The organism is Vibrio gazogenes (assembly GCF_002196515.1).
Classification (GTDB): Bacteria; Pseudomonadota; Gammaproteobacteria; order Enterobacterales; family Vibrionaceae; genus Vibrio; species Vibrio gazogenes_A.
On the sequence record NZ_CP018835.1, the window covers coordinates 2726211 to 2752496 of the forward strand.

The following is a 26286-nucleotide window of genomic DNA, read 5'->3' on the forward strand; positions in this document are numbered from 1 at the left end:
TAAATGGTGAATTGGATCAAATCCGGCTCTCCGTGGATATGGTTGACAGGTGGTGCGGTGAGTTTCAGTTTACTTGCCGTATTAGGGCTATTGCTGCTGATTGGCTGGAAAGGGTTAACCTATTTCTGGCCGACACCGTTGTTATCATGGCAGACATCGTCAGGTGAGCGTGTGATTGGTCAGCTGTATGACCAGGACAAAGTATTGGCCTCCCATTTATCCTCATCAAAGAATGCCAAAACCATGGGAGAAGGGGACTCAATTACGCGTTTGCATATCAAGGTTGCGAACCGGGATATTTATCCGTCAGATTTTATCTCCGTTCTCAAGCGTCAGCTTTCTGAACCCTCGAAGCCACAAGGATGGGCTGTCATTGATCGGGTACGGGATGGTCAGTTTTTTGGCAAACCAATCGGTTATCAGCTTGCTGATGGGGTGATGGCGGATAACATTGATGCTGCTTTACAGACCGGACTGCGTGAAGCAGAACAACGCCATCAGCAGATTCAAACCCTGATGCATGACAAAGTGCAGGTTTGGAGCCAACAGCTTGAAAAACTCCGGCTAGAGAAACGTAAGCGGGAATTGAACCATCAGATCAATGCCGCTTATCTGGCACAGTATGAACAGCAAAAATCGGCGCTGGAGCAACAGTTAACCACGGTTGCTCAGACTTTGGATACGCTGCGGGAGCAACTCAGAATGCAGGCGCTGGTGGTGGTGGATATGCGGGGAGATAAGATTCGTATTCCGGTCAGCCAGATCTTGAACATATGGTATCCCAACGATATGTCCTTGCCGCAAAAGATGGTTCATTGGGCGCAACAGGTATGGCATTTTGTTGCCGATAACCCAAGAGAATCGAATTCAGAAGGTGGGGTTTTCCCTGCGATCTTCGGCACCATTTTGCTGGTGATTATTATGTCTGTCATCGTGATGCCGCTAGGCGTGGTTGCTGCGATCTATTTACATGAATATGCCGGAGACAATGCATTCACCCACTTGATCCGCGTCGCGGTCATGAATTTGGCTGGTGTTCCTTCAATTGTCTATGGTGTTTTCGGACTTGGTTTTTTTGTTTATACCATTGGCGGGACTATCGATTCGCTTTTTTATGCAGAGCGTTTACCGGCACCGACGTTTGGCACCCCCGGTCTGTTATGGTCCGCGTTGACGCTGGCCGTTCTTACGTTACCGGTTGTGATTGTTGCGACGGAGGAAGGGTTAAGTCGAATTCCACTCGCGGTACGTCATGGGTCGTTGGCACTGGGAGCGACTCAATTTGAAACGATTTGGCGGGTGGTTTTACCGATGGCTACGCCTGCTATGATTACTGGGTTGATTCTGGCTGTTGCCAGAGCGGCTGGTGAAGTGGCGCCACTCATGTTGGTCGGGGTGGTCAAAATGGCATCTCGTTTACCGGTCGATAATGAGTTTCCATTTATTCATTTAGAAAGAAAGTTTATGCATCTGGGTTTTCATATTTATGATGTCGGTTTCCAGACCAGCAATATTGAAGCGGCTCGTCCGCTGGTGTTTGCGACATCATTTTTACTTGTGGCTGTGATTGTTGCGCTCAATCTGACAGCTATTAGTATCCGGAATAATCTGCGGGAGAAATACAGAACAATGGGACAGGATTAAATGCCGCTGAATCATACGCTTGGGTTCCAGCCATCAATTGATGTCAATCACCTCAGTGATAAACAGACAGCGATTGAGATTGATGATCTCAGTCTGTTTTATCAGGGAACAGTCGCGCTCAGCCATATTTCAATGCGGATCCCCAAAGGGCAAGTGACTGCGTTTATCGGGCCTTCCGGCTGTGGTAAGTCAACGTTATTGCGTTGTATGAACCGAATGAATGATTTGGTTGAAGGCTGCCGCGTCGAAGGGAAAGTGACCCTGCATGGTCAGGACATTTATGCGCCATCCGTGGATGTTGCAACGCTGCGCCGGCGAGTGGGGATGGTGTTTCAGCGTCCGAATCCGTTCCCGAAATCAATCTATGAAAATGTGATTTATGGGCTTCGTTTACAAGGCGTGCGCAATGCGCGGATATTGGATGATGCGGTCGAGCGTTCGTTGCGGGCAGCAGCGCTGTGGGAAGAAGTTAAACATCGTTTACATGAGAATGCATTCGGTTTGTCCGGTGGGCAACAGCAGCGTTTGGTGATTGCCCGGGCAATTGCGATTGAACCGGAAATTCTGTTACTGGATGAACCGACATCAGCGCTTGATCCGATTTCGACCCTGACGATCGAAGAGCTGATTAACGATCTGAAAACCAAATATACGGTGGTGATTGTCACACATAATATGCAACAGGCAGCGCGAGTCAGTGATCATACGGCCTTTATCCATATGGGGAAGTTGGTTGAGTATGCTGATACCGATACTATTTTTACATCGCCCGTGAAAAAACAGACCGAAGATTATATTACGGGACGTTACGGATAAAGGTTTGTTGTTACGACTGTTATTACGACAATACAATTGAAGAGAGGCATTATGCAGTTTGGTCGCCATATTTCCGGACAGTTCAACGCTGAGCTTGAAGCGATCCGGACTCATGTTCTGACAATGGGCGGATTGGTCGAGCAGCAGTTATCCTATGCAATGCAGGCGCTGCATAAGCAAGATCTGGAGCTGGCGCGTCAGGTGATCCGCGGAGATCACAAAGTCAATGCCATGGAAGTCTCTATTGACGATGCCTGTACCCGGATTATTGCTAAGCGACAACCGACCGCGAAAGATTTGCGTTTGATTATTGCCATTATCAAAACCATCACTGATTTAGAGCGAATTGGTGATGTTGCGACGAGAATGGCTCACGTTGCTATCGAAAGCCCGGCTTCGAAAGAGCAGCGGTTTCAGGTGTCTTTGGAGCCCTTGTGTCGCCAAGCCATTGCCATGTTGCATCAAGTGCTCGATGCATTCGCTCGTATGGATGTTGAGGCTGCGGCTCAGGTTCACAAACTTGATGATCGGCTTGATTCAGAATACGAAGCGGTTATCCGTCAGTTGATGACCTACATGATGGAAGATACCAAGAACATCCCGCATATTCTGCAAGTGATGTGGTCGGCTCGGGCGATTGAACGTGTCGGTGATCGTTGTCAGAATATTTGTGAATACATTATCTATTTTGTGAAAGGAAAAGATGTCCGTCATTTGGGCGATCAATCTTTGGATGACGTGTTAAACACTGATTCCGACACATAAAAAAACCGGAGCAAAGCTCCGGTTTTGTATCGACTTTACTTTTTCATGATTGGGGTAAGTCATTCTTTATTTATTATCCAACCATTGACCAGTGTTGAGAACTGGCAAGTCTGTATTATTTCTTATCTAAATCTGTTGTGTGCTCAGATAGGTAAGCGGCAACACCGTCTGGTGATTCTTTCATGCCTGCTTTGCCTTCTTCCCATTGTGCCGGGCAAACTTCACCGTGTTTTTGGTGGAAGTTCAATGCATCAACCATACGCAGCATTTCGTCGATGTTACGACCAAGTGGCAGATCATTCACGACTTGGTGACGAACAACACCTTCTTCATCGATCAGGAAAGAACCACGGAAAGCAACACCTGCATCTGGATGTTCAACATCGTATGCTTTTACGATTTCATGTTTGACATCAGCGACCAGTGGATATTTCACTTCACCGATACCGCCTTTATCAACTGGGGTATTACGCCATGCGTTGTGTGAGAATTGAGAGTCGATTGATACACCGATCACTTCAACGCCTTTCGCTTTGAAGTCTTCAAAGCGCTTGTCAAATGCGATTAACTCTGATGGGCAAACGAATGTAAAGTCTAGTGGATAGAAGAAAACAACAGCTTTTTTACCCTTAGTAAACTCTGCAAAGTTGAATGCATCAACAATTTCACCATTACCTAAAACAGCAGCAGCAGTAAAATCAGGGGCTTTACGACCAACTAGTACCATTTTTTTTGCTCCTAATAATATGAAAAATTCCAGACTGTTAAAAAACGGCCCGGTCCATGTTTGTTTCCAATCAACTATAGTCAAATCCTTGTATAGGAAAAAGAGAAATAAATAGATTAAGTTTATCGAAAAAAGCGATGAACTAGGATATCCTAGCGTTTATACAGACTTAACTCATATATTAATGATTTTATGAATAAATGGCCGAGTTTAAAGCAAATTCATTACTTGGTAACCCTGTATGAAACACGCCATTTCAGCGAAGCCGCTGAACGTTGTTTTGTCAGTCAGTCTACGCTGAGTAAAGGTATTCAGACGCTGGAAGAGCTGATTGGGTGTCCTTTATATGAGAAAAAGGATAAGAAGAGCCCACTTGTCTTTACTCATGCTGGTGAGCAGGTGGTTCGTCAGGGCCGAGAATTACTCGCCAAAGGGCAAGATTTGATTGAGATGGGGAAACTCTGTCAGGGCGATTTAATGGAAGGCCAGCTCAGAGTCGGCTGTATCCCGACCATTGCTCCGTTTCTCTTGGGTGATCTGGTTCAAGAAGTCAATATTCGCTTTCCTAAACTTCATTTATTATTGCGAGAAGATACCACAACCAATTTGCTGCAAGGCCTGCGCCATGGCGAACTGGATGTACTGGTCTTAGCTTTACCTGTTGATATCGGCAATATGGAAAGCCGAATTGTCGGTAAAGATCCCTTCCGAATGATTATCAGTAAAAGTCAGGCGGATCGCATTCCGGTACCGATTCGTTATGATGACTTGCCGGATGAATCTGTATTTCTGTTAGAGAACGAACACTGTTTGACTGAGCACGCGGTGTCAGCTTGTCAGTTAACGGAAAAAGAAAAAATTAATCCCTTCATGGCAACCAGTTTGCACACGCTCGTACAAATGGTCGCGAATGGGTTGGGCACGACGTTTATTCCACAGATGGCTATTCAGCATGGTTTGCTGGATAACCAGAATCTGGTGGTTGTTGAGCCGCCCGGTCAAAGTGCATTTCGTCTGATTGGTTTAGTCTGGCGGCCGAGCTCTTCTCGCACTCAGGTTTTTCATCAATTATCTGAAGTCGTTTCAGAACTCCTTTAGCAATTGGTCTTAACCAGATATTTATACTGTAGAAAAATATTTTCACAGTTTTTTATCTTGATTGATTGCAATTTTTTGTCAAATTTTACAGCACCTATCGATTGAAGCTTTCATAAAATCAAAAATATTCACAATGTCAATTTTACACAAATCTACAAGAGGGTTGTGGCTGACATGTTGAATGAATTGTAATCAAATCAATGACTCACCAAGTACTATTGAAAATATAGCTTTTTATGAGCGGGTTTCGTGTGTCATTATTTAGGTAATTTAATTACGAAATTAAATTACTTTTTGTCTCTCTGTTTCCCACAGTATGAAACTTCGAATTTTGTTTTTTGCTGTTCAACCGTCTTTTCATTTATCTATTTATTTCCTAGAGTTTACCTAGCTTGGTTAAGACTTATGTCTAGCTTGGGAAAGGTTGAAAACTGGATCATTCTGGCACATGGTAGATGATATCAACGTTGAAATGTCTTGTTTGAATGGTATTTAAATGTTGTTTTAAATTTACAAATGAAAATCAATGTGTGATTGGATGATGACGGAAAAAGAGGGATGCAATAATGATGGAACCACTTGCTGATGAAAACACGCTCTCTTGTGAGCAACAAAAAGTACTTGAACGACTCAATATTCACGGCAGTGTGCCTGAAGCGCAGTCTTACATTATCTCATCGGCGGCACAGCTCTTTTTGGCTGAGCTTTGTGCTCGTTTTGCGCCTCACGTCAAAACCTTATTGCAGCGTCGTCTCGACCGTCAGCAAAGCATTGATCAGGGGACATTACCTCACTTCTTACCGGAAACTCAGTCTATTCGCGACGGGCAGTGGAAAATTTTAGGTATTCCCCAAGATTTGCAGGATCGGCGGGTTGAAATTACCGGGCCGACCGACCGGAAGATGGTGATTAACGCACTGAATGCGAATGTAAAAGTGTTTATGGCTGATTTTGAAGACTCAATGTCTCCGGTCTGGTCCAAAATGCTGGAAGGACAAATTAACCTTCAGGATGCCGTCAATGGCACCATCCGTTATGTACAACCGGAAACCGGTAAATCTTATCAGTTATGTGATGACCCCGCGGTACTGATATGCCGGGTGCGTGGCCTGCATCTGCGAGAAAAACATGTCACTTTTGAACAACAGCCGATTCCCGGTGCGCTATTCGATTTTGCACTCTATTTTTTCAACAATTATCAGGCGTTACTGAAAAAAGGGAGTGGTCCTTATTTCTATATTCCTAAACTGCAAAGCCATCAGGAAGCAAAGTGGTGGAGTGATGTCTTTCATTTCACCGAAGCGTATTTCGGCCTGAATACCGGTACGATCAAAGCCACTGTGTTGATTGAAACGCTGCCGGCCGTATTTGAAATGGATGAAATCCTGTTTGCTATGAAAGAGCATATTGTCGGCCTGAATTGTGGCCGCTGGGACTATATTTTCAGCTATATCAAAACGTTGAAGAACTATCCGGATCGCGTATTGCCTGACCGTCAGGTCGTGACGATGGATAAGCCTTTCCTCAGTGCCTATTCCCGTCTGTTGGTTCGGACGTGCCACCGACGTGGTGCATTCGCGATGGGCGGCATGGCGGCTTTCATTCCGGCCAAAGATGCTGCCCAGAACCTTCAGGTTCAGGAAAAAATTCGTCAGGACAAATTGCTGGAAGGCACCAATGGCCATGACGGGACTTGGGTGGCTCATCCTGGTCTTGCCGATACCGCCATGGCTGTTTTTAACGAGGTGCTTGGTCGTCATCCCAACCAATTAAACGTCATGCGCGAGGATGACGCTCCGATTACCGCGGAAGAATTACTTCAGCCTTGTGCAGGAGAGCGAACCGAACAGGGAATGCGACATAACATTCGGGTCGCATTGCAATATATCGAGGCTTGGATTTCCGGGAATGGTTGTGTACCGATTTATGGCCTGATGGAAGATGCGGCAACAGCAGAGATTTCCCGGACGTCTATCTGGCAATGGATTCAGCATCATAAAACATTGGATAACGGGGAGGTTGTGACGAAAGCTTTGTTCGAGCGTTATCTGGCTGAGGAGCTTGAAATTGTGCGCGAAGAAATCGGAGCAGAGCGGTTTGATCAGGGGCGATTTAGTGAAGCGGCTCAACTGATGAAACGTCTGACGACCAGTGATGAGTTAACGGCATTTTTAACGGTGCCGGGATACGACTATCTGGCGTAAGACAATAAAAATAAATGAATAAAACGTGAAACAAGCTTTTCGATGTCGATTGTTCAACATGGCGTTGAACAACGCAAATTGATAGAGAAAAGAAACAAGGATCACCGATATCATTCGGGATAACATGAGGGATAAGACTATGACTTTGACTCGTCGTCAACAAATTGAAGCGCTAGAAAAAGACTGGGCAACCAATCCACGCTGGCAACATGTGAAACGGACTTATTCAGCCGAGGAAGTCGTCGCATTACGGGGATCGGTTATGCCGGAGTATACCCTGTCACAGCGTGGTGCTGATAAACTTTGGTCGTTGGTTAATGGTCAGGCGAAAAAAGGCTACGTCAACTGTTTGGGAGCGTTGACCGGCGGACAGGCGGTTCAACAAGCCAAAGCCGGTATTGAGGCGATTTACTTGTCGGGGTGGCAAGTGGCTGCAGATAATAATACCGCTTCAGCAATGTATCCGGATCAATCCCTCTACCCGGTGGACTCTGTGCCTGCGGTCGTCAAAAGAATTAACAGTGCATTCCGGCGTGCCGACCAAATCCAGTGGTCAAATGATATGACACCTGAAGATGAGGGCGGGATCGACTATTTTCTGCCGATTGTTGCCGATGCAGAGGCTGGTTTTGGCGGCGTTCTTAACGCTTACGAACTGATGAAACATATGATTGAAGCTGGCGCGGCTGGGGTCCATTTTGAAGATCAACTGGCATCGGTGAAAAAATGTGGTCACATGGGCGGTAAAGTGTTGGTGCCGACTCAGGAAGCCGTCCAAAAGTTAATTGCAGCCCGCCTTGCTGCTGACGTGGCTGGCACGACGACACTGGTCATTGCGCGAACCGATGCGAATGCAGCCGATTTATTGACCTCTGATTGTGATCCTTATGATCAGGACTTTATTATCGGAGAGCGGACGGCTGAAGGGTTTTATCGGGTGAAAGCGGGGATTGAACAAGCTATTTCTCGTGGTTTGGCCTATGCGCCTTACGCTGATTTAGTCTGGTGTGAAACAGCTAAGCCTGATTTAGAAGAAGCGCGGCGTTTTGCGCAGGCGATTCATGAGCAGTATCCGGATCAGTTACTGGCATACAACTGCTCTCCTTCTTTTAACTGGGAGAAAAATCTCGATGCAGAAACGATTCGTCACTTCCAACAGTCTCTTGCTGATATGGGATATCGCTATCAATTCATCACTTTAGCAGGGATTCATAACATGTGGTACAACATGTTTGATTTAGCCCATGCTTATGCACAGGGAGAAGGGATGCGCCACTACGTTGAAAAAGTTCAGCGACCAGAGTTTGAAGCCGCAGAGCGAGGGTATACTTTCGTTGCTCATCAACAGGAAGTCGGAACCGGTTATTTTGACCGTGTGACCAATACGATTCAGGGGGGGCAGTCCTCGGTGACCGCACTGACGGGGTCAACGGAAGAAGATCAATTCTGAATATTACGAACGAAGGTTTTTACCACGAACCTTGCCATTTTACTTTGCAATTCATCGCGTCTGATTGCAAAGAGAGCAGCTCAGGCTGCTCTTTTTTTGTGGTAACCCATTTTTGTGATAACCCATCTGTTTTGTGGTAACGCGTTCAATTTGGCAGCCATTCCTCATGATAAAGGGACATGCTAAAGGGTATCCATATTCTCGCCTTCGATCTCATCGGGTTCGGCTTCTTCTTGTAATTCGAGTAGATTAATGGCAATCGCAACAAAGTCGTTGTCGGTGATGATCCCAACCAAGCGATCATTTTCGATCACGGGGAGACAACCGACCTTGTGTTTTTGCATAAACAAGGCACTTTCTTTCAGCCCTGCATCGGGGGAAACCGTGATCATATGCGTATGCATGATTTCAGATAATGGATGAGAGAGTAAGATTGTTGAAGGAGAAATATCACGATTCAGGCAGGAATGCTGAGCTTGTAAAATGTCTCTCTGTGACACGATACCCAGAATTTTCTGGTGTTGATCGACCACCGGAATATGGTGAATTTCATACTTCTCCATAAATGCCCGGGCATCTTCTATGGTATCTGTCGGGGTCAGGGTATGTGGATGGCGAGTCATCATGTCTTCAATCTTGATCATAGTGAACTCCTTACTGAAGCAGTAATCATCTGTTGTAGCGTATACAAGAAGGTGAATACCCTGACTATAGTTATTTCTGCAAGACAGAGATGAGAGATCGAAACCGATTTCTGGTTTTTGTTAAAAAATTATTCCGGATTTTGTCTGAATCAATGGAATACGCTGCCGTCCTCGCTGATTTCCGTATATACTACCGCGCTGCGAATGACTAGACAGAAAAGAGTTATGCAAGTTTCCGATTTTCATTTTGACTTACCTGATGAGCTGATAGCTCGATACCCAAAAGCGGAACGGACATCGAGTCGTCTGTTACAGCTCAACGGCGAGACGGGAGCCGTTGAAGATGGAACCTTCACCGATGTTCTGAATCTGGTGCGGCCGGGAGATTTACTGGTGTTCAATAACACACGAGTTATCCCGGCACGCATGTTTGGTCGAAAAGCTTCGGGTGGCAAGATTGAAGTGCTGGTTGAGCGAATGCTGGATGAACACAGCATACTGGCTCACGTCCGATCTTCAAAAGCGCCACGTGCCGGCAGTGCATTATTGCTGGGAGAGAATGACGACTATCCGGCTACAATGGTTGCGCGTCATGATGCCTTGTTCGAGATTCGTCTGGAGACTGAAGTAACAGTGCTGGATGTTTTGAATGCTATCGGGCACATGCCTTTACCACCTTATATTGACCGGCCTGATGAAGACGCAGATAAAGAGCGTTATCAAACCGTCTACAACGAAAAACCGGGTGCAGTTGCCGCGCCAACGGCAGGGTTACATTTTGATACTGATTTGCTTGAACAAATTGCGGCAAAAGGTGTCGAAATGGCTTATGTTACGCTCCATGTCGGTGCCGGTACCTTTCAGCCTGTCCGGGTTGAAAACATCAATGATCACCACATGCACGCTGAATATGTTGAAGTGCCTCCCGCCGTTGTGGATGCAATTAACGCGACGCGTCAACGAGGTGGTCGAGTCATTGCGGTCGGAACCACGTCGGTTCGTTCGTTAGAAAGTGCCGCACAGCAGGCGTTAAAAAACGGTACAGCGTTGGCGCCTTTCTTTGGGGATACCGAGATATTCATTTATCCGGGATATGAATATCAGGTGATTGATTGTCTGATTACCAATTTTCACCTGCCGGAATCAACGCTGATCATGTTGGTGAGTGCTTTTGCCGGTTATGAAAATGTGATGGCAGCGTATCGTCATGCTGTTGAGCAAAAATATCGCTTCTTTAGTTATGGTGATGCGATGTTTATTGAAAAGCGTCAGCATGAAAGAACATGAACAGAGCGTATACAAACGCTAGTCGATGATGTTTGTGAAACACAAACATCCAAGAGAGAATTTCTCGTAGACCGTCAGATTGTTTCTCTGGCACTTTGGAGGCATTGTGAAGTTAAAATTTGAACTGAAAAAGAAACAAGGAAATGCCCGGCGCGGGCAGATTACTTTTGAACGAGGAACCGTACAGACCCCTGCATTTATGCCGGTCGGTACTTACGGCACCGTTAAAGGCATGACCCCTGAAGAGGTCAAAGATACAGGTGCAGAAATCTTATTAGGCAACACATTCCACCTTTGGCTGCGCCCGGGGCAGGAAGTGATGAAAATGCACGGTGATTTGCATGATTTCATGAATTGGCAAGGCCCGATTCTGACTGACTCTGGTGGTTTTCAGGTCTTTAGTCTGGGTGATATTCGTAAAATCACCGAAGAAGGGGTGCACTTCCGTAATCCGGTGAATGGTGAAAAAATCTTTATGGATGCGGAAAAGTCGATGGAAATTCAGAACGATCTCGGGTCTGACATCGTGATGATTTTCGACGAGTGTACACCGTATCCGGCCACACACGCTGAAGCAAAACAGTCGATGGAAATGTCATTGCGCTGGGCAAAGCGTTCGCGAAACCATTTTGACCATTTGGAAAACCCGAACTCACTATTTGGTATTGTGCAGGGCGGCGTGTATGAAGATTTACGCGATGTTTCTGTTGCAGGCCTGACAGCGCTCGATTTTGACGGGTATGCTGTCGGAGGTTTGGCTGTCGGTGAACCCAAAGAAGATATGCACCGCATTCTGGAACATACGTGTCCACAATTACCTGAAGATAAACCTCGTTATTTGATGGGCGTCGGAAAACCGGAAGATTTGGTCGAAGGGGTTCGGCGTGGGATCGATATGTTTGATTGTGTGATGCCGACTCGTAATGCCAGAAATGGTCATTTGTTTGTGACTGGTGGTGTGATAAAAATTCGTAATGCGAAGCACAAAACGGATACAACACCGTTAGATCCACATTGTGATTGCTATACATGTAAACATTATTCTAAGTCTTATTTGCATCATCTGGATCGTTGTAATGAGATTTTGGGAGCTCGTTTGAACACTATCCATAATCTTCGCTATTATCAGAGACTCATGGAAAGTATTCGTCAGGCGATTGAAGCGGATCGGTTTGATGCGTTTGTCGAGGAATTTTATGCTCGTAGAGAGCGTGCTGTTCCGCCACTTGCAAAAGCCTGAACGGGTTGCGTCAGCGAGAGATAATCACCAAGTGGTTGAAATTCCAATGGCGCACCCCAACAATAAGACTAATATGATTTAACAACAATAACCCGAGAGGACGTTTCTCAATGAGTTTAATTTCTGTTGCCCACGCGGCGGGCGAAGGCGCACCACAAGGTGGTGGTTTTGAAATGCTGATCATGCTGGCTGTGTTTGCTGTCATCTTCTATTTCATGATCTATCGACCACAAGCCAAACGTGCCAAAGAACATAAAAATCTGATGTCTTCGATGACAAAGGGTGATGAAGTATTAACCAGTGGTGGTTTGATTGGCAAAATTACTAAAATTGCTGATGATAATGATTTCATCACGATCGAATTGAACCCGAATAATCCTGTTGTAATTAAAAAGGATTTCGTTACTGCAGTGTTGCCAAAAGGTACGCTTAAATCTCTATAACAGCTAGAGGATCCTCGCTGTGCTGAACCGTTACCCATTATGGAAGTATCTGATGGTGGCATTGATTATTGCCATCTCTGCATTGTATGCACTTCCGAATATTTACGGTGAAGATCCAGCTGTTCAAATAACAGGGGCGCGTGGCGCCTCCGTTGATATGGCAACGCTGGATACTGTCACCCAATCGCTTGACAAAGCGCACCTTTCATACAAATCAGCTGCTTTAGAAAACGGCTCTGTTCTTGTCCGGTTCAATAGTACCGATACCCAACTGAGTGCTCGGGATACGATTCGGGAAGCGCTTGACCGTAATATGATCGTGGCGTTGAACCTTGCACCATTGACCCCCCATTGGCTGGAGTCTATCGGTGCGACACCGATGAAGCTGGGGCTGGATTTACGCGGTGGCGTACATTTCCTGATGGAAGTGGATATGGATGCCGCGATGGACAAATTGCTGACTCAGGAAGAAGATGCCTTCCGAACCGAACTTCGGGAAGCAAAGATTCGTTATCGCGCGGTTCATACGGTTGACAACAAACGTTTGGAAGTCGTGTTACGTAATGAAGAGCAGGCCAATGAGGCTGTCAATATTCTTCAACCAAAACATCGGGACATGACTATCTCAGCGACTGAAAGCAAAGGTCGTTATGTGCTGAAAGCGGTGTATACCGAAGCTCGTCTGCAAGAAATCCGTAATTACGCGGTTGAGCAGAACATTACGATTTTAAGAAACCGGGTGAATGAACTTGGTGTTGCCGAGCCATTAGTGCAGCGTCAGGGAGCCAACCGTATTGTGGTTGAACTGCCTGGTGTCCAGGATACTGCTCGCGCAAAAGAGATTTTGGGTGCGACGGCAACATTGGAATTCCGTGAAGTTGATACCAGTGTTGATCTGGCAGCCGCTGCTGCCGGACGTGTCCCACCGGGAACAGAGGTCAAACTTGACCGTCAAGGTCGTCCGGTTGTGCTGAAAAAACGGGTGATTCTGAGTGGTTCCAGTATTACCGATGCAAGCTCTAGTGCTGATGAATATGGCCGACCTCAGGTGAATATTTCTCTCGATAGTGAAGGTGGCAGTAAAATGGCTGCATTTTCCGAGAAGAATATCGGTAAATTGATGGCAACTGTTTTTGCTGAGTATAAAGACAGTGGTCGTAAGACACCGAAAGGAAAAGTCATCCTGACGAAGCACGAAGAAGTGATTAACCAAGCGACGATTCAATCGGCTTTGGGACGTAGTTTCCGGATTACGGGAATCGATTCTTCTGCAGAAGCACACAATCTGGCATTGCTGCTTCGTGCCGGTGCTCTGATCGCGCCGATTTCTATTGTTGAAGAGCGGACAATCGGTCCGTCTATGGGACAACAGAATATCGACATGGGAGTTCAGGCATGTGTCTGGGGGCTGCTTGCTGTCATGCTGTTTACCGCACTTTACTATCGTAAGTTCGGTCTGATTGCTAATTTAGCGCTGGTGGCAAACTTAGTCTTAATTGTCGGAGTGATGTCGATGATCCCCGGAGCAACGATGACATTGCCGGGCATTGCAGGGATTGTATTGACTGTCGGTATGGCAGTGGATGCGAACGTGCTGATCTTTGAGCGGATCCGTGAAGAACTTGTTGAAGGGCGTAATCCGCAACAGGCGATTCATCAGGGATATGCCAACGCATTTAGCACCATTGCTGATGCGAATATCACAACGTTAATCACTGCGATTATCTTGTTTGCGGTCGGAACAGGTGCAATCAAAGGATTTGCTGTGACGTTGTCCATTGGTATTCTGACTTCAATGTTTACTGCCATTATTGGGACACGTTGTGTGGTGAACTTGCTTTATGGCGGCAAGCGGATTAAGAAATTGTCGATCTAATCGTCGTCATGATTAAAAGCTGGGAATAGATATGTTTCAAATTCTAAAAGCAAAGCAAGCGATCAACTTTATGCGTTGGTCGAAGTTTGCCTTCGTCCTTTCCACGTTACTGATTGTGGCGTCTATAGTGACAATCTCGATGAAGGGATTTAACTGGGGGCTCGATTTTACCGGTGGTACGCTGATTGAAGTCACTTTTGAGCAACCGGCAGATCTTGCACAGGTCAGGAGTGCGCTTGAGGCGAAAGGTTTTGGCGATGCAACGGTGCAAAACTTTGGTTCTGCCAAAGATGTGATGGTTCGCCTCCGTCCGCGTGATAATGTTGCCAGTGAAGCTTTAGGCAACCAGATCATTAGCGCAATCAATACTGCGACAGGGCAGCATGTTGAAATGCGTCGTATCGAGTTTGTCGGTCCTAATGTGGGTGATGAACTGACTGAAGCAGGCGGGATGGCAATCCTGGTATCGCTTCTTTGTATCCTGATGTATGTGTCGATGCGATTTGAATGGCGTTTATCTGCCGGGGCAGTTTTATCTTTGGCGCATGATGTGACCATTACCCTCGGTGTATTTTCGTTCTTACAGATCGAAGTCGATCTGACGATCGTCGCAGCATTGCTGACGGTGGTGGGGTACTCATTGAACGATACCATCGTTGTCTTTGACCGGATTCGTGAGAATTTCCGTAAAATGCGGAAAGGAGAATCTGACGAAGTGATGAATAATTCAATTACACAGACGCTGAGCCGGACTTTAATTACCTCTGGTACAACGTTATTTGTGGTGATTGCTTTGTTCGTTGAAGGTGGGGCGATGATTCATGGGTTTGCACTGGCACTGTTACTTGGTATCACTGTCGGGACATACTCTTCAATCTACGTTGCTTCTGCGCTGGCCTTAAAACTAGGGATTAAACGTGAGCACTTACTTCAACCACAAGTTGAGAAAGAAGGTGCAGAGTTTGATGAACGCCCTTAACTAACGTGTATTGAGTTAAACAAAAAAACCGCTGATATTCAGCGGTTTTTTATGTGTAGTGCATAGCAATGATTATTTCAGAATCGCATCATTACCTTGTTCACGGATATGTTTCAGAATCGCTTTGGTTCCTTTGGCGCTAGATACCACGATATTGCCTGATTTCATGTAATCTGTTCCGCCTGCGAAATCAGTCACGATAGCCCCGGCTTCACGAGCGATGAGCTCGCCTGCTGCCATATCCCATGGTTTCAATCCGAGTTCGAAGAAACCATCGACACGATTTGCGGCAACGTAACATAAATCCAATGCGGCAGAGCCTGTTCTGCGGAAGTCTGCACATTCAGTGAAGAGAGCAGAAACAATTTTCAGGTAAGGTTCAGCGTGTTGTTTTTGTTTAAAAGGAAAACCGGTTGCCAGTACCGTACCCTGTAAATCTTTGAGCGCATTGACGCGAATTCGGGAATTGTTCAACTGTGCGCCTGAACCACGTTGTGCGGTAAACAGTTCATTTAGCATAGGGTCGTAAACACAGGCGACTTCTGTTCTGCCTTTGATACGTACAGCGATAGAGACAGAAAAGTGAGGTATTCCTCTGAGGAAATTGGTTGTGCCATCCAGTGGGTCGATGATCCATTGTACGTCTTGATCTTTTCCTTCAATCACACCATTTTCTTCAGCGATAATGACATGTTCTGGATAAGAGGTTTTGATGACATCGACAATCATAGACTCAGCTTCTTGGTCTACATTAGTCACGAAATCATTCGTACCTTTTTGAGTTGACTGAATTTTTTCAGAATTTTCTAGTGATTTAGCAATATGGTTGCCAGCTTTTCGTGCGGCACGAATAGCGATATTAAGCATTGGATGCATACAAGTTTCCCAACGGATGTTAAAGAACGAAAAAAGCGGGCTGAAGTATACCAGAGATATTCAGAAAAGGAAGTGGTTAAATTCTGTTCTACAGGGGATTATTTCACTTAGAACCTGACCATTTTTATCTGCTTTATGATAACATCGACAGCTATTCAATGATGTCATCATCCCATAATCAATAAAGTAGAATCACCCATGCTCAGTCAAGTGAAAATCGTGCTCGTCGGCACTTCTCATTCAGGTAATATCGGTTCAGCGGCTCGGGCAATGAAAGTGATGGGATTCAGCCAGATGGTTTTGGTTGCACCTCAATGTGAGGTTGATGCACAGGCCATTGCAATGGCTGCTGGTGCCAGCGAAATTGCGTTAAATGCGACTGTCGTCGATTCTCTCGACGCCGCAGTAGAAGATTGTCAGTTAGTGGTTGGCAGTAGTGCTCGTTCGAGAACACTGTCTTGGCCCATGTTGACCCCCAGAGAGAACGGAGAACGTTTTGTTCAGGAAGGGGAGCAAGCTCCGGTTGCGTTAGTATTTGGTCGGGAGAGAACGGGCCTGACGAATGAAGAATTACAGAAGTGCCATTATCATGTCGCGATTCCGGCGAATCCGGAGTATAGCTCTTTGAATCTGGCGATGGCGGTCCAAACGCTGTGTTATGAGATTCGAGTTGCTTATCTGGATCGGCAAGCACAGGCTTTTCCTCAAGAAGCACAACCAGAGTATCCGCGGCATGATGAGTTAGAACGATTCTATCAACATCTGGAGAAGGTGCTGTTTCAGACCCAGTTTATTACCGAAGAACAGCCCAATCTGGTGATGAATAAGTTACGTCGTTTGTTTAGTCGTGCCCGCCCGGAATCTCAGGAAATCAATATATTAAGAGGCATTTTGACGTCGATTGAACGGCGTGCCAAATAACCCTCTTTATGGAATGGTTAAATACCCGACTAAATAGGTCAAATAAATACTTGACCTATTTAGTCGGGTATGACACACTCCTATCCACATAAACGGTGTGGATACAAGTGATTATGAGATTAACATCAAAAGGAAGATATGCAGTGACAGCCATGCTTGATGTGGCTCTGCACTCGCAACAAAATCCAGTGCCGCTGGCTGATATCTCCGAGCGTCAGGGTATTTCTTTGTCCTATCTGGAGCAGTTGTTTGCAAAACTGCGTAAAGCCGGATTGGTTGCAAGCGTCCGAGGTCCGGGAGGCGGGTACCGTTTAGGAACCGAAGCCTACGCGATTTCTATCGGACATGTTATCGGCGCTGTTGATGAATCCGTCGATGCAACGAAATGTTCAGGGAAAGGTGATTGTCAGGGGGGAACTCGCTGCCTGACACATACACTCTGGTGCGATTTAAGTTCTCGTATTAGTGATTTTCTCAATAATATCACCCTGGGTGATCTGATGAATGATAACGAAGTAATAGAAATTTCAGATCGACAGAATGTAGACCTTGCAATCAATCAGGGACGCACGCAGCAAAAGCCGCCTTCGGTGAGAGCCGAACCCGTGTCTCTTAGAGCGAATGCTCGGTCATAATTGCTAGTTTTACATTGGAGTAGAAAATGAAACTGCCTATTTATTTTGATTATTCAGCAACATGTCCGGTTGACCATCGTGTTGCTGAGAAAATGGTTCAGTACATGACGGTTGATGGTATTTATGGTAATCCGGCATCTCGTTCTCACCGTTATGGCTGGCAGGCAGAAGAAGCTGTTGATACGGCTCGTGAGCAGATCGCAGCATTACTGAATGCCGATTCAAGAGAAATTGTTTTCACCTCGGGTGCTACTGAGTCGGATAACCTTGCGATTAAAGGTGCTGCTCATTTTTATGGTAAGAAAGGCAAGCATGTCATTACCTGTAAGACCGAGCATAAAGCCGTTCTGGATACTTGTCGTCAACTTGAACGTGAAGGCTTTGAAGTGACTTATCTTGAGCCTGAGCCAAATGGCTTGATCGATCTCAACAAGCTGAAAACTGCGATGCGTGATGAGACGGTTCTTGTCTCCATTATGCATGTTAACAATGAAATCGGTGTGATTCAGGATATTGAAGCGATCGGTGAGCTGTGCCGTGAGCATAAAATTGTATTCCATGTGGATGCTGCTCAGTCGGCCGGAAAATTACCGATTGACGTTCAACAAGTTAAGGTTGACCTGATTTCTTTATCCGGGCATAAGATCTACGGTCCGAAAGGGATTGGTGCACTCTATGTTCGTCGTAAACCTCGTATTCGTCTTGAAGCGCAGATGCATGGTGGCGGACATGAGCGCGGGTTCCGTTCAGGAACGCTTCCTACACATCAGATCGTTGGTATGGGAGAGGCTTGCCGAATCGCCAAGGAAGAGATGCAACAAGACTATGATCATGCGAAAAAGTTACGTGATCGGATGTTAGCTGGCCTTGAAGGGATGGAAGCGGTCACAGTCAATGGTGATCTTGAGCAGCGTCTGCCGAATAACCTGAACATTAGCTTTGCTTATGTTGAAGGTGAGTCATTACTGATGTCTTTAAAAGACCTTGCCGTCTCGTCTGGTAGTGCATGTACTTCTGCCAGTTTAGAGCCATCTTATGTACTGCGTGCGCTAGGGATGGACGATGAACTGGCTCATAGCTCAATTCGTTTTTCATTTGGTCGTTTTACGACGGAAGAAGAGGTAGACTACGCGGTCGAGCAAATCCGTGTAGCTGTAGATAAATTACGCGACATGTCTCCTCTATGGGATATGTACAAGGAAGGCGTTGATTTGAGTTCCGTTGAATGGGCTCATCATTAATTTCTTCGCAGCGATAGAGGATATGAGGTAATCATCATGGCATATAGTGATAAAGTAATTGACCACTACGAGAATCCACGCAATGTTGGTTCTTTTGACAACGAAGATCCAAGTATTGGTAGTGGTATGGTAGGTGCGCCTGCGTGCGGTGACGTGATGAAACTGCAAATCAAAGTTTCATCGGAAGGCATCATCGAAGATGCGAAGTTTAAAACATATGGGTGTGGTAGTGCGATTGCTTCCAGCTCATTAGTTACCGAGTGGGTGAAAGGTAAATCGATTGATGAAGCGGCAGCGATCAAAAATGCTGAAATTGCTGAAGAACTTGAGTTGCCACCAGTGAAAGTTCATTGTTCGATTCTTGCAGAAGATGCGATTAAAGCAGCTGTTGCGGATTATAAGAAAAAACACGAGCATTGATCATTGATTGAGGGAGTCTGACGGACTCCCTCTGAAACCCACTTAGATTTGAGGTTAGAGTTGTATGTCCATCACCTTAACTGAAACGGCAGCAGATCGCGTTCGTTCTTTTTTAGACAATCGCGGAAAAGGAATCGGCTTGCGTTTAGGTGTTAAAACAACAGGTTGTTCTGGCATGGCGTACGTGCTGGAGTTTGTTGATGATCTCAATGAAGAAGACCAAGTCTTTGAAAATCATGGTGTGAAAATTATTATTGACGCCAAGAGTCTCGTTTATCTTGACGGCACTCAGTTAGACTATGTGAAGCAAGGATTGAACGAAGGCTTTGAATTCAACAACCCAAATGTCAAAAGTGAATGTGGTTGTGGTGAAAGCTTTAATGTTTAAGGCATCGGAAGTCAGGATTGATGAATGTTGAATTGGATAGCCGATGAATCAGGACTGATATGAACATGAATTATTTTGAATTATTTGGGCTACCAACTCAGTTTGATCTGGATGGTAGCCTTCTTTCTTCTCAGTACCGAGAGTTGCAAAAGACTTTTCACCCAGATAACTTTGCTTCTGCGTCAGAGCGTGAGCGTTTAGTCGCGGTCCAGAAAGCTTCTGAAATTAATGATGCTTACCAGACTCTGAAAAATGAAATCCGTCGAGCTGAGTATCTTTTAATGCTCCATGGCATTGAACTACGGGGTGAACAACAGACCATGCAGGATCCTGAATTCCTGATGGAACAGATGTTGTTACGTGAAGAGTTGGAAGCGCTTGAAAGTGCGGCAGATGCTCAGGAACAACTGATCGATTTTGAAGGGAAAGTCAGCAAAATGTACAAAACACAATTGACGACCCTGAAAGAGCAACTGGCGCAATCCCATTGGGAGTCGGCTGCGGATACTGTCCGCAAGCTCAAATTTATTGCCAAACTAAGAAATGAAATCGAACGCGCCGAAGAGAAACTTCTCGGCTAGTTCAGAACAAAGGAAAGCCCTATGGCATTACTGCAAATCGCTGAGCCTGGTCAGAGTGCGACACCTCATCAACACAAGCTGGCTGCAGGCATTGATTTAGGTACAACAAACTCACTGGTGGCTTCGGTCCGCAGTGGTACTGCTGAAACGCTCCCCGATCAACATGGATGGGCGATTGTCCCTTCGGTGGTGAATTATGCCCAGGACGCAGTCACCGTTGGTGTTGATGCCCGAAAAAAAGCGCAACAAGACCCTGAAAATACAGTTATTTCCGTCAAACGACTGATCGGTCGTTCACTGCATGACGTTCAGCAACGTTATCCTCATTTACCTTATCGGTTTAAATCGAGCCAGAATGGCTTACCTGTCATCCAAACAGAACATGGGGAGAAAAACCCGATTCAGGTGTCTGCCGATATTCTCAGAACCTTGGCCCATCGCGCCGAACAATCACTGGGTGGCGAATTAGCGGGTGTGGTCATTACTGTGCCGGCTTATTTCGATGATGCTCAGCGAGCAGGCACGAAAGAAGCGGCCCAGTTAGCCGGACTCCATGTATTACGTTTATTGAATGAACCGACTGCTGCCGCAATTGCTTATGGTCTGGATTCAGGACGTGAAGGGGTGATTGCGGTTTATGACCTCGGTGGCGGAACCTTTGATATCTCCATTTTGCGTTTGTCAAAAGGGGTGTTTGAAGTTCTGGCAACTGGCGGTGATTCTGCCCTTGGTGGAGATGATTTTGATCATTTGATCGCAGAACATCTCAAAGAACGTATCGGTATTGAACAAACGCTCAATGCTGAAGAGTATCGTACATTACTAGATGCAGCATCACAGGCAAAAATAGATTTGTCGGACGCTGAATCAGTTGATATTTCGGTGCTTGGCTGGCATGGACAATTGAGCCGTGAACAGTTTGAAGCGCTGATTCAACCATTGGTGAAAAAGACACTGATGTCATGTCGCCGTGCGTTGAAAGATGCCGAGGTTGATGCAGACGAAGTGATCGAAGTGGTGATGGTCGGTGGTTCGACCCGAACGCCATTCGTCCGAGAAATGGTCGGTGAATTCTTTGGTCGCGAACCGCTGACCAGTATTAATCCCGATGAAGTCGTGGCAATTGGTGCAGCAACACAGGCTGATATTCTGGCTGGTAATAAACCGGATTCGGAAATGTTGTTGTTAGATGTGATTCCGCTGTCGTTGGGCATTGAAACCATGGGTGGATTAGTGGAAAAAATCATTCCGCGTAATACAACAATTCCGGTTGCCCGGGCACAAGAGTTCACGACGTTTAAAGATGGTCAAACTGCAATGATGGTTCATACAGTGCAGGGAGAGCGGGAGATGGTTGCTGATTGTCGCTCCTTGGCGCGTTTCTCTTTAAAAGGGATCCCACCGATGACGGCGGGAGCCGCACACATCCGAGTGACTTATCAGGTTGATGCCGATGGTTTGCTTTCTGTCACTGCCATGGAAAAAAGCACAGGGGTTCAGGCTGAGATTCAGGTGAAACCGTCTTATGGTTTAAGTGAAGATGAAGTTGCCTCGATGCTTAAAGATTCAATGGCTCATGCAGCCGAAGACATGCAGGTCCGGGCGCTGATGGAACAGCGTGTTGAAGCTGACCGTGTGATCGAAGGATTAATTGCAGCAATGCAGGCTGATGGTGATGAACTATTGGATGAGCAAGAAAAATCTGAGCTGCTGAGAGCGATTGAAATGCTGATTGCTTTGAGAAATGGTGAGGATGCCAATGCGATTGAACAGGGCATCAAAGATATTGATAAAGTGAGTCAGCCATTTGCTTCACGCCGTATGGATAAATCAATTCGTGAAGCACTAGCTGGTCAGTCTGTAGATGATATTGAGTAGTTGAGATACAAACATGCCAAAGATTATTGTTTTACCTCATGAAGATCTATGTCCTGAAGGTGCTGTCCTTGAGGCAGAAGCCGGAGAAACGGTTCTTGATGTGGCATTGAAAAATGGGATTGGGATTGAGCACGCGTGTGAGAAGTCATGTGCGTGTACAACTTGCCATGTTATCGTTCGGGAAGGGTTTGATTCACTGGATGAAAGTGACGAGCTGGAAGATGATATGCTGGATAAGGCTTGGGGGCTTGAGCCTGAGTCTCGTCTGGGGTGTCAGGCGAAAGTGACCGATGAAGATCTGGTCATTGAAATCCCTAAATATACATTGAACCATGCAGCGGAAGAGCATTAATTTTACCGTTGCTCCGTATCTGATAGGAACGAATGATGAAGTGGATTGATTCACGGGATATTGCTATCGAACTATGCGACCTTTATCCTGATGTTGACCCGAAAAATGTACGCTTTACCGATTTGCATCAATGGGTCATGGATTTGGATGATTTTGATGATGATCCAAATCATTCGAATGAAAAAATTCTGGAAGCAATCATTCTGTGTTGGATGGACGAAGTCGATTAAGGTCGCCATCCTTGCATGAAGAATGCTTGTAAAATAAATCTCGTCAAAAGCGGATCTTTACAGGTCCGCTTTTTATCAATTTGACATGTTTGCCAGATATAATGGTAAATTGTCTGAGTGAACCAGAAAAATAAGTGGCAAAAAGTGAAAAAAGACAAGGAGAGGCCATGTCTGTAAATATGTCAGTATCAATTAGCCAAGAGAAAGCCCCTGAACAGTGGGGAGAAAAGGCGACAGTTTCTTATTCCGAATCCGGTGTGACCATTCATATCGATCCATTATCTACCCCACTAGCAACGATTCAGAAAGCTGCCCGAAAAATGGATGGGCAAAGCTTACGTAATATTTCATTAATTGGTAGTGATTGGGATTTAGAGCGAATTTGGGCTTTTTATCAAGGATATCGTGACCCGAAAAAATTAAACACATTGACATGGGAAGCGCTTGCTGAAGATGAGCAGCGAGAACTAGAAGCTCGGATCAAAACATCTGACTGGGCAAGAGATGTCATCAATAAGAGTGCTGAAGAGGTGGCTCCTCGGCAGTTGGCAACGATGGCTGCTGAGTTTGTGAAGTCTCTCGCGCCTGAGTCGGTTTCTTATCGTATTGTTAAAGATAAAGATTTACTTTCTGATGGTTGGGCAGGCATTTTTGCGGTCGGGCGGGGTTCTGAACGGACTTCAGCGATGCTGCAATTGGATTTTAATCCAACAGGTGATGAGAATGCCCCGGTGTACGCCTGTCTTGTCGGCAAAGGTATTACATTTGATTCAGGTGGTTATAGCCTGAAGCCGTCGAACTTCATGTCATCAATGAAGTCTGATATGGGTGGTGCTGCGCTGGCCACTAGTGGCTTAGGGTTGGCCATTTTACGCGGTCTGAATAAACGAGTGAAGCTGATTCTGTGCTGTGCGGAAAATATGGTGTCCGGACGTGCACTGAAGTTGGGCGATGTGATTACCTATAAGAATGGTAAAACGGTTGAGATCATGAACACCGATGCGGAAGGGCGTTTAGTGTTGGCCGATGGTTTGATCTATGCGAGTGAACAAAACCCAGAGATGATTATTGACTGTGCAACGCTGACCGGGGCGGCGAAGGCTGCATTGGGCGTAGACTATCATGCTCTGATGAGTTTTGACGAAAGCTTGAGTCATCAGGCACTTTCAGTCGCGAAAATGGAAGATGAACGTTTATGGCCACTGCCACTTGAATCATTCCATCGTGACATGTTGTCTTCTAGTTTTGCCGACCTATCGAATATCAGCGCTTCTGACTATACGCCGGGTGCCAGTACCGCAGCTGCATTTTTGTCGCATTTTGTTAAAGATTACCGCAAAGGTTGGCTACATTTCGATTGTGCCGCGACTTACCGTAAATCAGCCACCGATAAGTGGGCAGCAGGTGCAACGGGGATTGGTATCCGTACTTTGGCTCGTTTATTGGTTGACTAAAATAAAATTCAGATCTTGATATTTGAATAACAATAGAGAAAGAAAAGAAGGACAATTTTATGGCGTTAGAGAGAACATTTTCTATCATAAAGCCCGATGCTGTAGAGCGTAATTTGATTGGTGAAATTTATCATCGTATTGAACAAGCGGGATTGCAGATTGTTGCAGCGAAGATGGTGCATCTGACTGAAGAGCAGGCGAGTGGTTTCTACGCTGAGCATCAGGGCAAACCATTTTTTGAGTCGCTCAGAGATTTTATGACTTCCGGACCAATCATGGTACAGGTACTTGAAGGTGAAAATGCCATTGCTCGCTATCGTGAACTGATGGGAAAAACCAACCCGGAAGAAGCCGCTTGCGGCACGCTACGTGCAGATTATGCGCTGAATATGCGTTTGAACTCTGTGCATGGCAGTGATAGTGAAGATTCAGCTGCCCGGGAAATCGCTTTTTTCTTCCCTGATGCAGAAATTTGTCCAAGAGAATCTCAGTCATAATTGAACATTGTTATCACTGAAAGATGTAATTGAAAACCCCGCTTCAAGCGGGGTTTTGTTGCTTATTCATAGGGCTTGTTGTCAGTGCTCAAAGGCTGTACAATTCGCGCCCTGAATTTGATGTACGGCTTTTCTGAGAGGCGCCATGACCACACAAAAAATTAATCTGCTTGATTTTGATCGTACAGCTTTACGTCAGTTTTTTACTGAAGAGCTGAACGAGAAAGCGTTTCGTGCTGATCAAATCATGAAGTGGATTTATCACTTTGGTTGTGATGACTTTGAACAAATGACCAACATTAATAAAAAGCTGAGAGAAAAACTAAAAAACCGCTGTGAGATTAAAGCGCCACTGGTTTCAGAAGCTCAGCATTCATCGGATGGTACGATCAAATGGGCGATGCGGGTTGGTGACCAAGACGTTGAAACCGTTTATATCCCGGAAGATGATCGGGCCACACTATGTGTGTCATCTCAAGTTGGTTGTGCACTGGAATGTAAGTTCTGTTCTACAGCACAACAAGGATTCAACCGCAACTTACGCGTTTCCGAAATTATTGGGCAAGTCTGGCGTGCTGCTCGTGAAATCGGTATGGAAAAAGAGACGGGCCGACGTCCTATCACTAACGTTGTGATGATGGGTATGGGTGAACCCTTGCTCAACATGAAAAACCTGCTTCCTGCATTGGAGATTATGCTGGATGATTTAGGATTTGGGTTATCCAAGCGTCGAGTGACGGTATCGACATCTGGTGTTGTTTCCGGGCTGGAACAGATGACCGGACGGATTGATGTCGCGCTGGCGATCTCTCTTCATGCACCGAATGATAAACTGCGCAGTGAAATCATGCCGATCAATGACCGCTGGGATATTCAGGATTTTCTGTCTTCTGTACGTCGTTATATCGCCTCGTCAAATGCGAACCGTGGCAAAGTAACGGTTGAATATATCCTGCTTGATCATGTTAATGACGGCACGGAGCACGCTCACGAACTGGCGGAATTAATGAAAGATACGCCATGTAAGATAAATCTGATCCCATTCAATCCTTATCCGGGATCGCCATATCGGAAGCCAAGCAACTCCCGTATCGATCGATTCATGAAGACCTTAATGGGACATGAATACACAGTAACGGTCCGTAAAACGCGCGGGGATGATATTGATGCAGCCTGTGGCCAGCTTGTCGGAGATGTCATTGATCGGACTAAACGGACTCGGTTATTGACTGAGCAGGAAAATGCAATTCCGATTAAAGCGGTTCACTGATTGCGATTACCGATAACTTTCTCTGACGCGGGTGTTTATTTTTACGGCTAAAACATTCCCGCGTCGAAATCTCTTCTATTTTATATACTTAATTAGCCTTATTGGTACTTTTTGAGCGTGTGTTTCATCTCTGCTCAAGAAGTGCGATGAGTTGATAAAAGTCGTCTTCTTACCGATTCCACTTAACATTTAGCTCTGTTTTGTGTCAATTTTACGAAAAACTTAGTTTTGGCCGAGTCTTCTTCCTTAATTCATTGTTGTTTCAGTTTTAATATCCTTTAGAATGACGATTGTGCGTATCAAAATCATTTGAGTTACTGATGATTTTGACGCTAAGATGAACTTTATTTGGTGCTGGAACGGAAATAAG

The 26286-nt window shown here is 45.7% G+C and carries 26 protein-coding genes; 23 read left to right on the forward strand and 3 right to left on the reverse strand.

The features are described 5' to 3' along the window. Positions 1–3 precede the first annotated feature (3 nt). Genes pstA through phoU form a run of 3 tightly spaced genes read left to right on the forward strand, consistent with a single transcriptional unit; the run spans position 4 to position 3225 of the window. A complete protein-coding gene (gene pstA, locus BSQ33_RS12450; protein ID WP_021020748.1) occupies positions 4–1644 on the forward strand; it encodes a phosphate ABC transporter permease PstA in 1641 nt (546 codons plus the stop codon). Next, positions 1645–2460, forward strand: a complete 816-nt coding sequence (gene pstB, locus BSQ33_RS12455; protein WP_021020749.1) for a phosphate ABC transporter ATP-binding protein PstB — start codon at positions 1645–1647, stop codon at positions 2458–2460. It abuts the gene before it with no gap. 51 nt (positions 2461–2511) lie between these two features. After that, on the forward strand, positions 2512–3225 hold the full coding sequence (phoU, locus tag BSQ33_RS12460) for a phosphate signaling complex protein PhoU (protein WP_021020750.1): 714 nt from the start codon (positions 2512–2514) through the stop codon (positions 3223–3225). Positions 3226–3340: 115 nt separating this feature from the next. Here the strand turns inward: phoU and BSQ33_RS12465 are convergent, their stop codons facing one another. Beyond that, positions 3341–3952, reverse strand: coding sequence for a peroxiredoxin C (locus BSQ33_RS12465; protein WP_021020751.1), 612 nt, complete (start codon positions 3950–3952; stop codon positions 3341–3343). A 192-nt stretch (positions 3953–4144) separates the two neighbouring features. On the opposite strand from BSQ33_RS12465, the gene BSQ33_RS12470 reads away from it, so the two are divergent. The 3 genes from BSQ33_RS12470 (at position 4145) to aceA (ending at position 8704) form a co-directional block, all read left to right on the forward strand. Further along, positions 4145–5050: a hydrogen peroxide-inducible genes activator gene (locus BSQ33_RS12470; protein WP_021020752.1), complete on the forward strand. Its 906-nt coding sequence runs from the start codon at positions 4145–4147 to the stop codon at positions 5048–5050. A gap of 566 nt (positions 5051–5616) precedes the next feature. Then, on the forward strand, positions 5617–7254 hold the full coding sequence (aceB, locus tag BSQ33_RS12475; RefSeq protein ID WP_088134204.1) for a malate synthase A: 1638 nt from the start codon (positions 5617–5619) through the stop codon (positions 7252–7254). A gap of 139 nt (positions 7255–7393) precedes the next feature. Beyond that, positions 7394–8704, forward strand: coding sequence for an isocitrate lyase (aceA, locus tag BSQ33_RS12480; protein WP_088134205.1), 1311 nt, complete (start codon positions 7394–7396; stop codon positions 8702–8704). A gap of 182 nt (positions 8705–8886) precedes the next feature. Here aceA and BSQ33_RS12485 read toward each other — a convergent pair whose 3' ends face one another. Continuing rightward, on the reverse strand, positions 8887–9348 hold the full coding sequence (locus BSQ33_RS12485) for a CBS domain-containing protein (RefSeq protein ID WP_021020755.1): 462 nt from the start codon (positions 9346–9348) through the stop codon (positions 8887–8889). Positions 9349–9573: 225 nt separating this feature from the next. On the opposite strand from BSQ33_RS12485, the gene queA reads away from it, so the two are divergent. The 5 genes from queA (at position 9574) to secF (ending at position 15173) form a co-directional block, all read left to right on the forward strand. After that, complete coding sequence (gene queA / locus BSQ33_RS12490; protein ID WP_088134206.1) at positions 9574–10635, forward strand: tRNA preQ1(34) S-adenosylmethionine ribosyltransferase-isomerase QueA; 1062 nt, start codon at positions 9574–9576, stop codon at positions 10633–10635. 106 nt (positions 10636–10741) lie between these two features. Next, complete coding sequence (gene tgt / locus BSQ33_RS12495; protein WP_021020757.1) at positions 10742–11875, forward strand: tRNA guanosine(34) transglycosylase Tgt; 1134 nt, start codon at positions 10742–10744, stop codon at positions 11873–11875. Between the two features lie 110 nt (positions 11876–11985). Then, positions 11986–12318, forward strand: a complete 333-nt coding sequence (gene yajC, locus BSQ33_RS12500) for a preprotein translocase subunit YajC (RefSeq protein WP_021020758.1) — start codon at positions 11986–11988, stop codon at positions 12316–12318. A gap of 19 nt (positions 12319–12337) precedes the next feature. After that, positions 12338–14194, forward strand: a complete 1857-nt coding sequence (gene secD / locus BSQ33_RS12505) for a protein translocase subunit SecD (RefSeq protein WP_021020759.1) — start codon at positions 12338–12340, stop codon at positions 14192–14194. A 31-nt stretch (positions 14195–14225) separates the two neighbouring features. Further along, positions 14226–15173, forward strand: coding sequence for a protein translocase subunit SecF (gene secF, locus BSQ33_RS12510; protein WP_021020760.1), 948 nt, complete (start codon positions 14226–14228; stop codon positions 15171–15173). Between the two features lie 72 nt (positions 15174–15245). Here secF and suhB read toward each other — a convergent pair whose 3' ends face one another. After that, entirely contained in the window at positions 15246–16049 is an 804-nt protein-coding gene (gene suhB, locus BSQ33_RS12515; protein ID WP_021020761.1) for an inositol-1-monophosphatase, read from the reverse strand. 198 nt (positions 16050–16247) lie between these two features. Here suhB and trmJ point away from each other — a divergent pair, with 198 nt between their 5' ends. The 12 genes from trmJ (at position 16248) to BSQ33_RS12575 (ending at position 25916) form a co-directional block, all read left to right on the forward strand. Then, positions 16248–16970: a tRNA (cytosine(32)/uridine(32)-2'-O)-methyltransferase TrmJ gene (gene trmJ / locus BSQ33_RS12520; protein WP_021020762.1), complete on the forward strand. Its 723-nt coding sequence runs from the start codon at positions 16248–16250 to the stop codon at positions 16968–16970. Between the two features lie 113 nt (positions 16971–17083). Beyond that, positions 17084–17605 carry a Fe-S cluster assembly transcriptional regulator IscR gene (gene iscR, locus BSQ33_RS12525; RefSeq protein ID WP_027694256.1) on the forward strand — a complete coding sequence of 174 codons (522 nt, stop codon included), beginning with the start codon at positions 17084–17086 and terminating at the stop codon, positions 17603–17605. Between the two features lie 26 nt (positions 17606–17631). Further along, the gene (locus BSQ33_RS12530) at positions 17632–18846 is read left to right on the forward strand and encodes an IscS subfamily cysteine desulfurase (RefSeq protein WP_021020764.1); all 1215 of its coding nucleotides are present in this window, start codon (positions 17632–17634) and stop codon (positions 18844–18846) included. Positions 18847–18882: 36 nt separating this feature from the next. Continuing rightward, on the forward strand, positions 18883–19266 hold the full coding sequence (gene iscU / locus BSQ33_RS12535; RefSeq protein WP_021020765.1) for a Fe-S cluster assembly scaffold IscU: 384 nt from the start codon (positions 18883–18885) through the stop codon (positions 19264–19266). Positions 19267–19330: 64 nt separating this feature from the next. After that, positions 19331–19654 (forward strand): iron-sulfur cluster assembly protein IscA, encoded by a 324-nt coding sequence (iscA, locus tag BSQ33_RS12540; RefSeq protein ID WP_021020766.1) that lies wholly within the window; start codon positions 19331–19333, stop codon positions 19652–19654. 65 nt (positions 19655–19719) lie between these two features. Next, positions 19720–20235 carry a co-chaperone HscB gene (gene hscB / locus BSQ33_RS12545; protein ID WP_027694257.1) on the forward strand — a complete coding sequence of 172 codons (516 nt, stop codon included), beginning with the start codon at positions 19720–19722 and terminating at the stop codon, positions 20233–20235. Positions 20236–20256: 21 nt separating this feature from the next. Continuing rightward, entirely contained in the window at positions 20257–22113 is a 1857-nt protein-coding gene (gene hscA, locus BSQ33_RS12550; RefSeq protein WP_021020768.1) for a Fe-S protein assembly chaperone HscA, read from the forward strand. Positions 22114–22126: 13 nt separating this feature from the next. Continuing rightward, positions 22127–22465: an ISC system 2Fe-2S type ferredoxin gene (fdx, locus tag BSQ33_RS12555; protein WP_021020769.1), complete on the forward strand. Its 339-nt coding sequence runs from the start codon at positions 22127–22129 to the stop codon at positions 22463–22465. Positions 22466–22500: 35 nt separating this feature from the next. Next, positions 22501–22695 carry a Fe-S cluster assembly protein IscX gene (iscX, locus tag BSQ33_RS12560; RefSeq protein WP_021020770.1) on the forward strand — a complete coding sequence of 65 codons (195 nt, stop codon included), beginning with the start codon at positions 22501–22503 and terminating at the stop codon, positions 22693–22695. Between the two features lie 167 nt (positions 22696–22862). Next, a complete protein-coding gene (gene pepB / locus BSQ33_RS12565) occupies positions 22863–24149 on the forward strand; it encodes an aminopeptidase PepB (protein ID WP_088134207.1) in 1287 nt (428 codons plus the stop codon). Between the two features lie 59 nt (positions 24150–24208). After that, positions 24209–24646 (forward strand): nucleoside-diphosphate kinase, encoded by a 438-nt coding sequence (gene ndk / locus BSQ33_RS12570; protein ID WP_021020772.1) that lies wholly within the window; start codon positions 24209–24211, stop codon positions 24644–24646. Between the two features lie 145 nt (positions 24647–24791). After that, positions 24792–25916, forward strand: coding sequence for a bifunctional tRNA (adenosine(37)-C2)-methyltransferase TrmG/ribosomal RNA large subunit methyltransferase RlmN (locus BSQ33_RS12575; RefSeq protein WP_021020773.1), 1125 nt, complete (start codon positions 24792–24794; stop codon positions 25914–25916). Positions 25917–26286 lie beyond the last annotated feature (370 nt).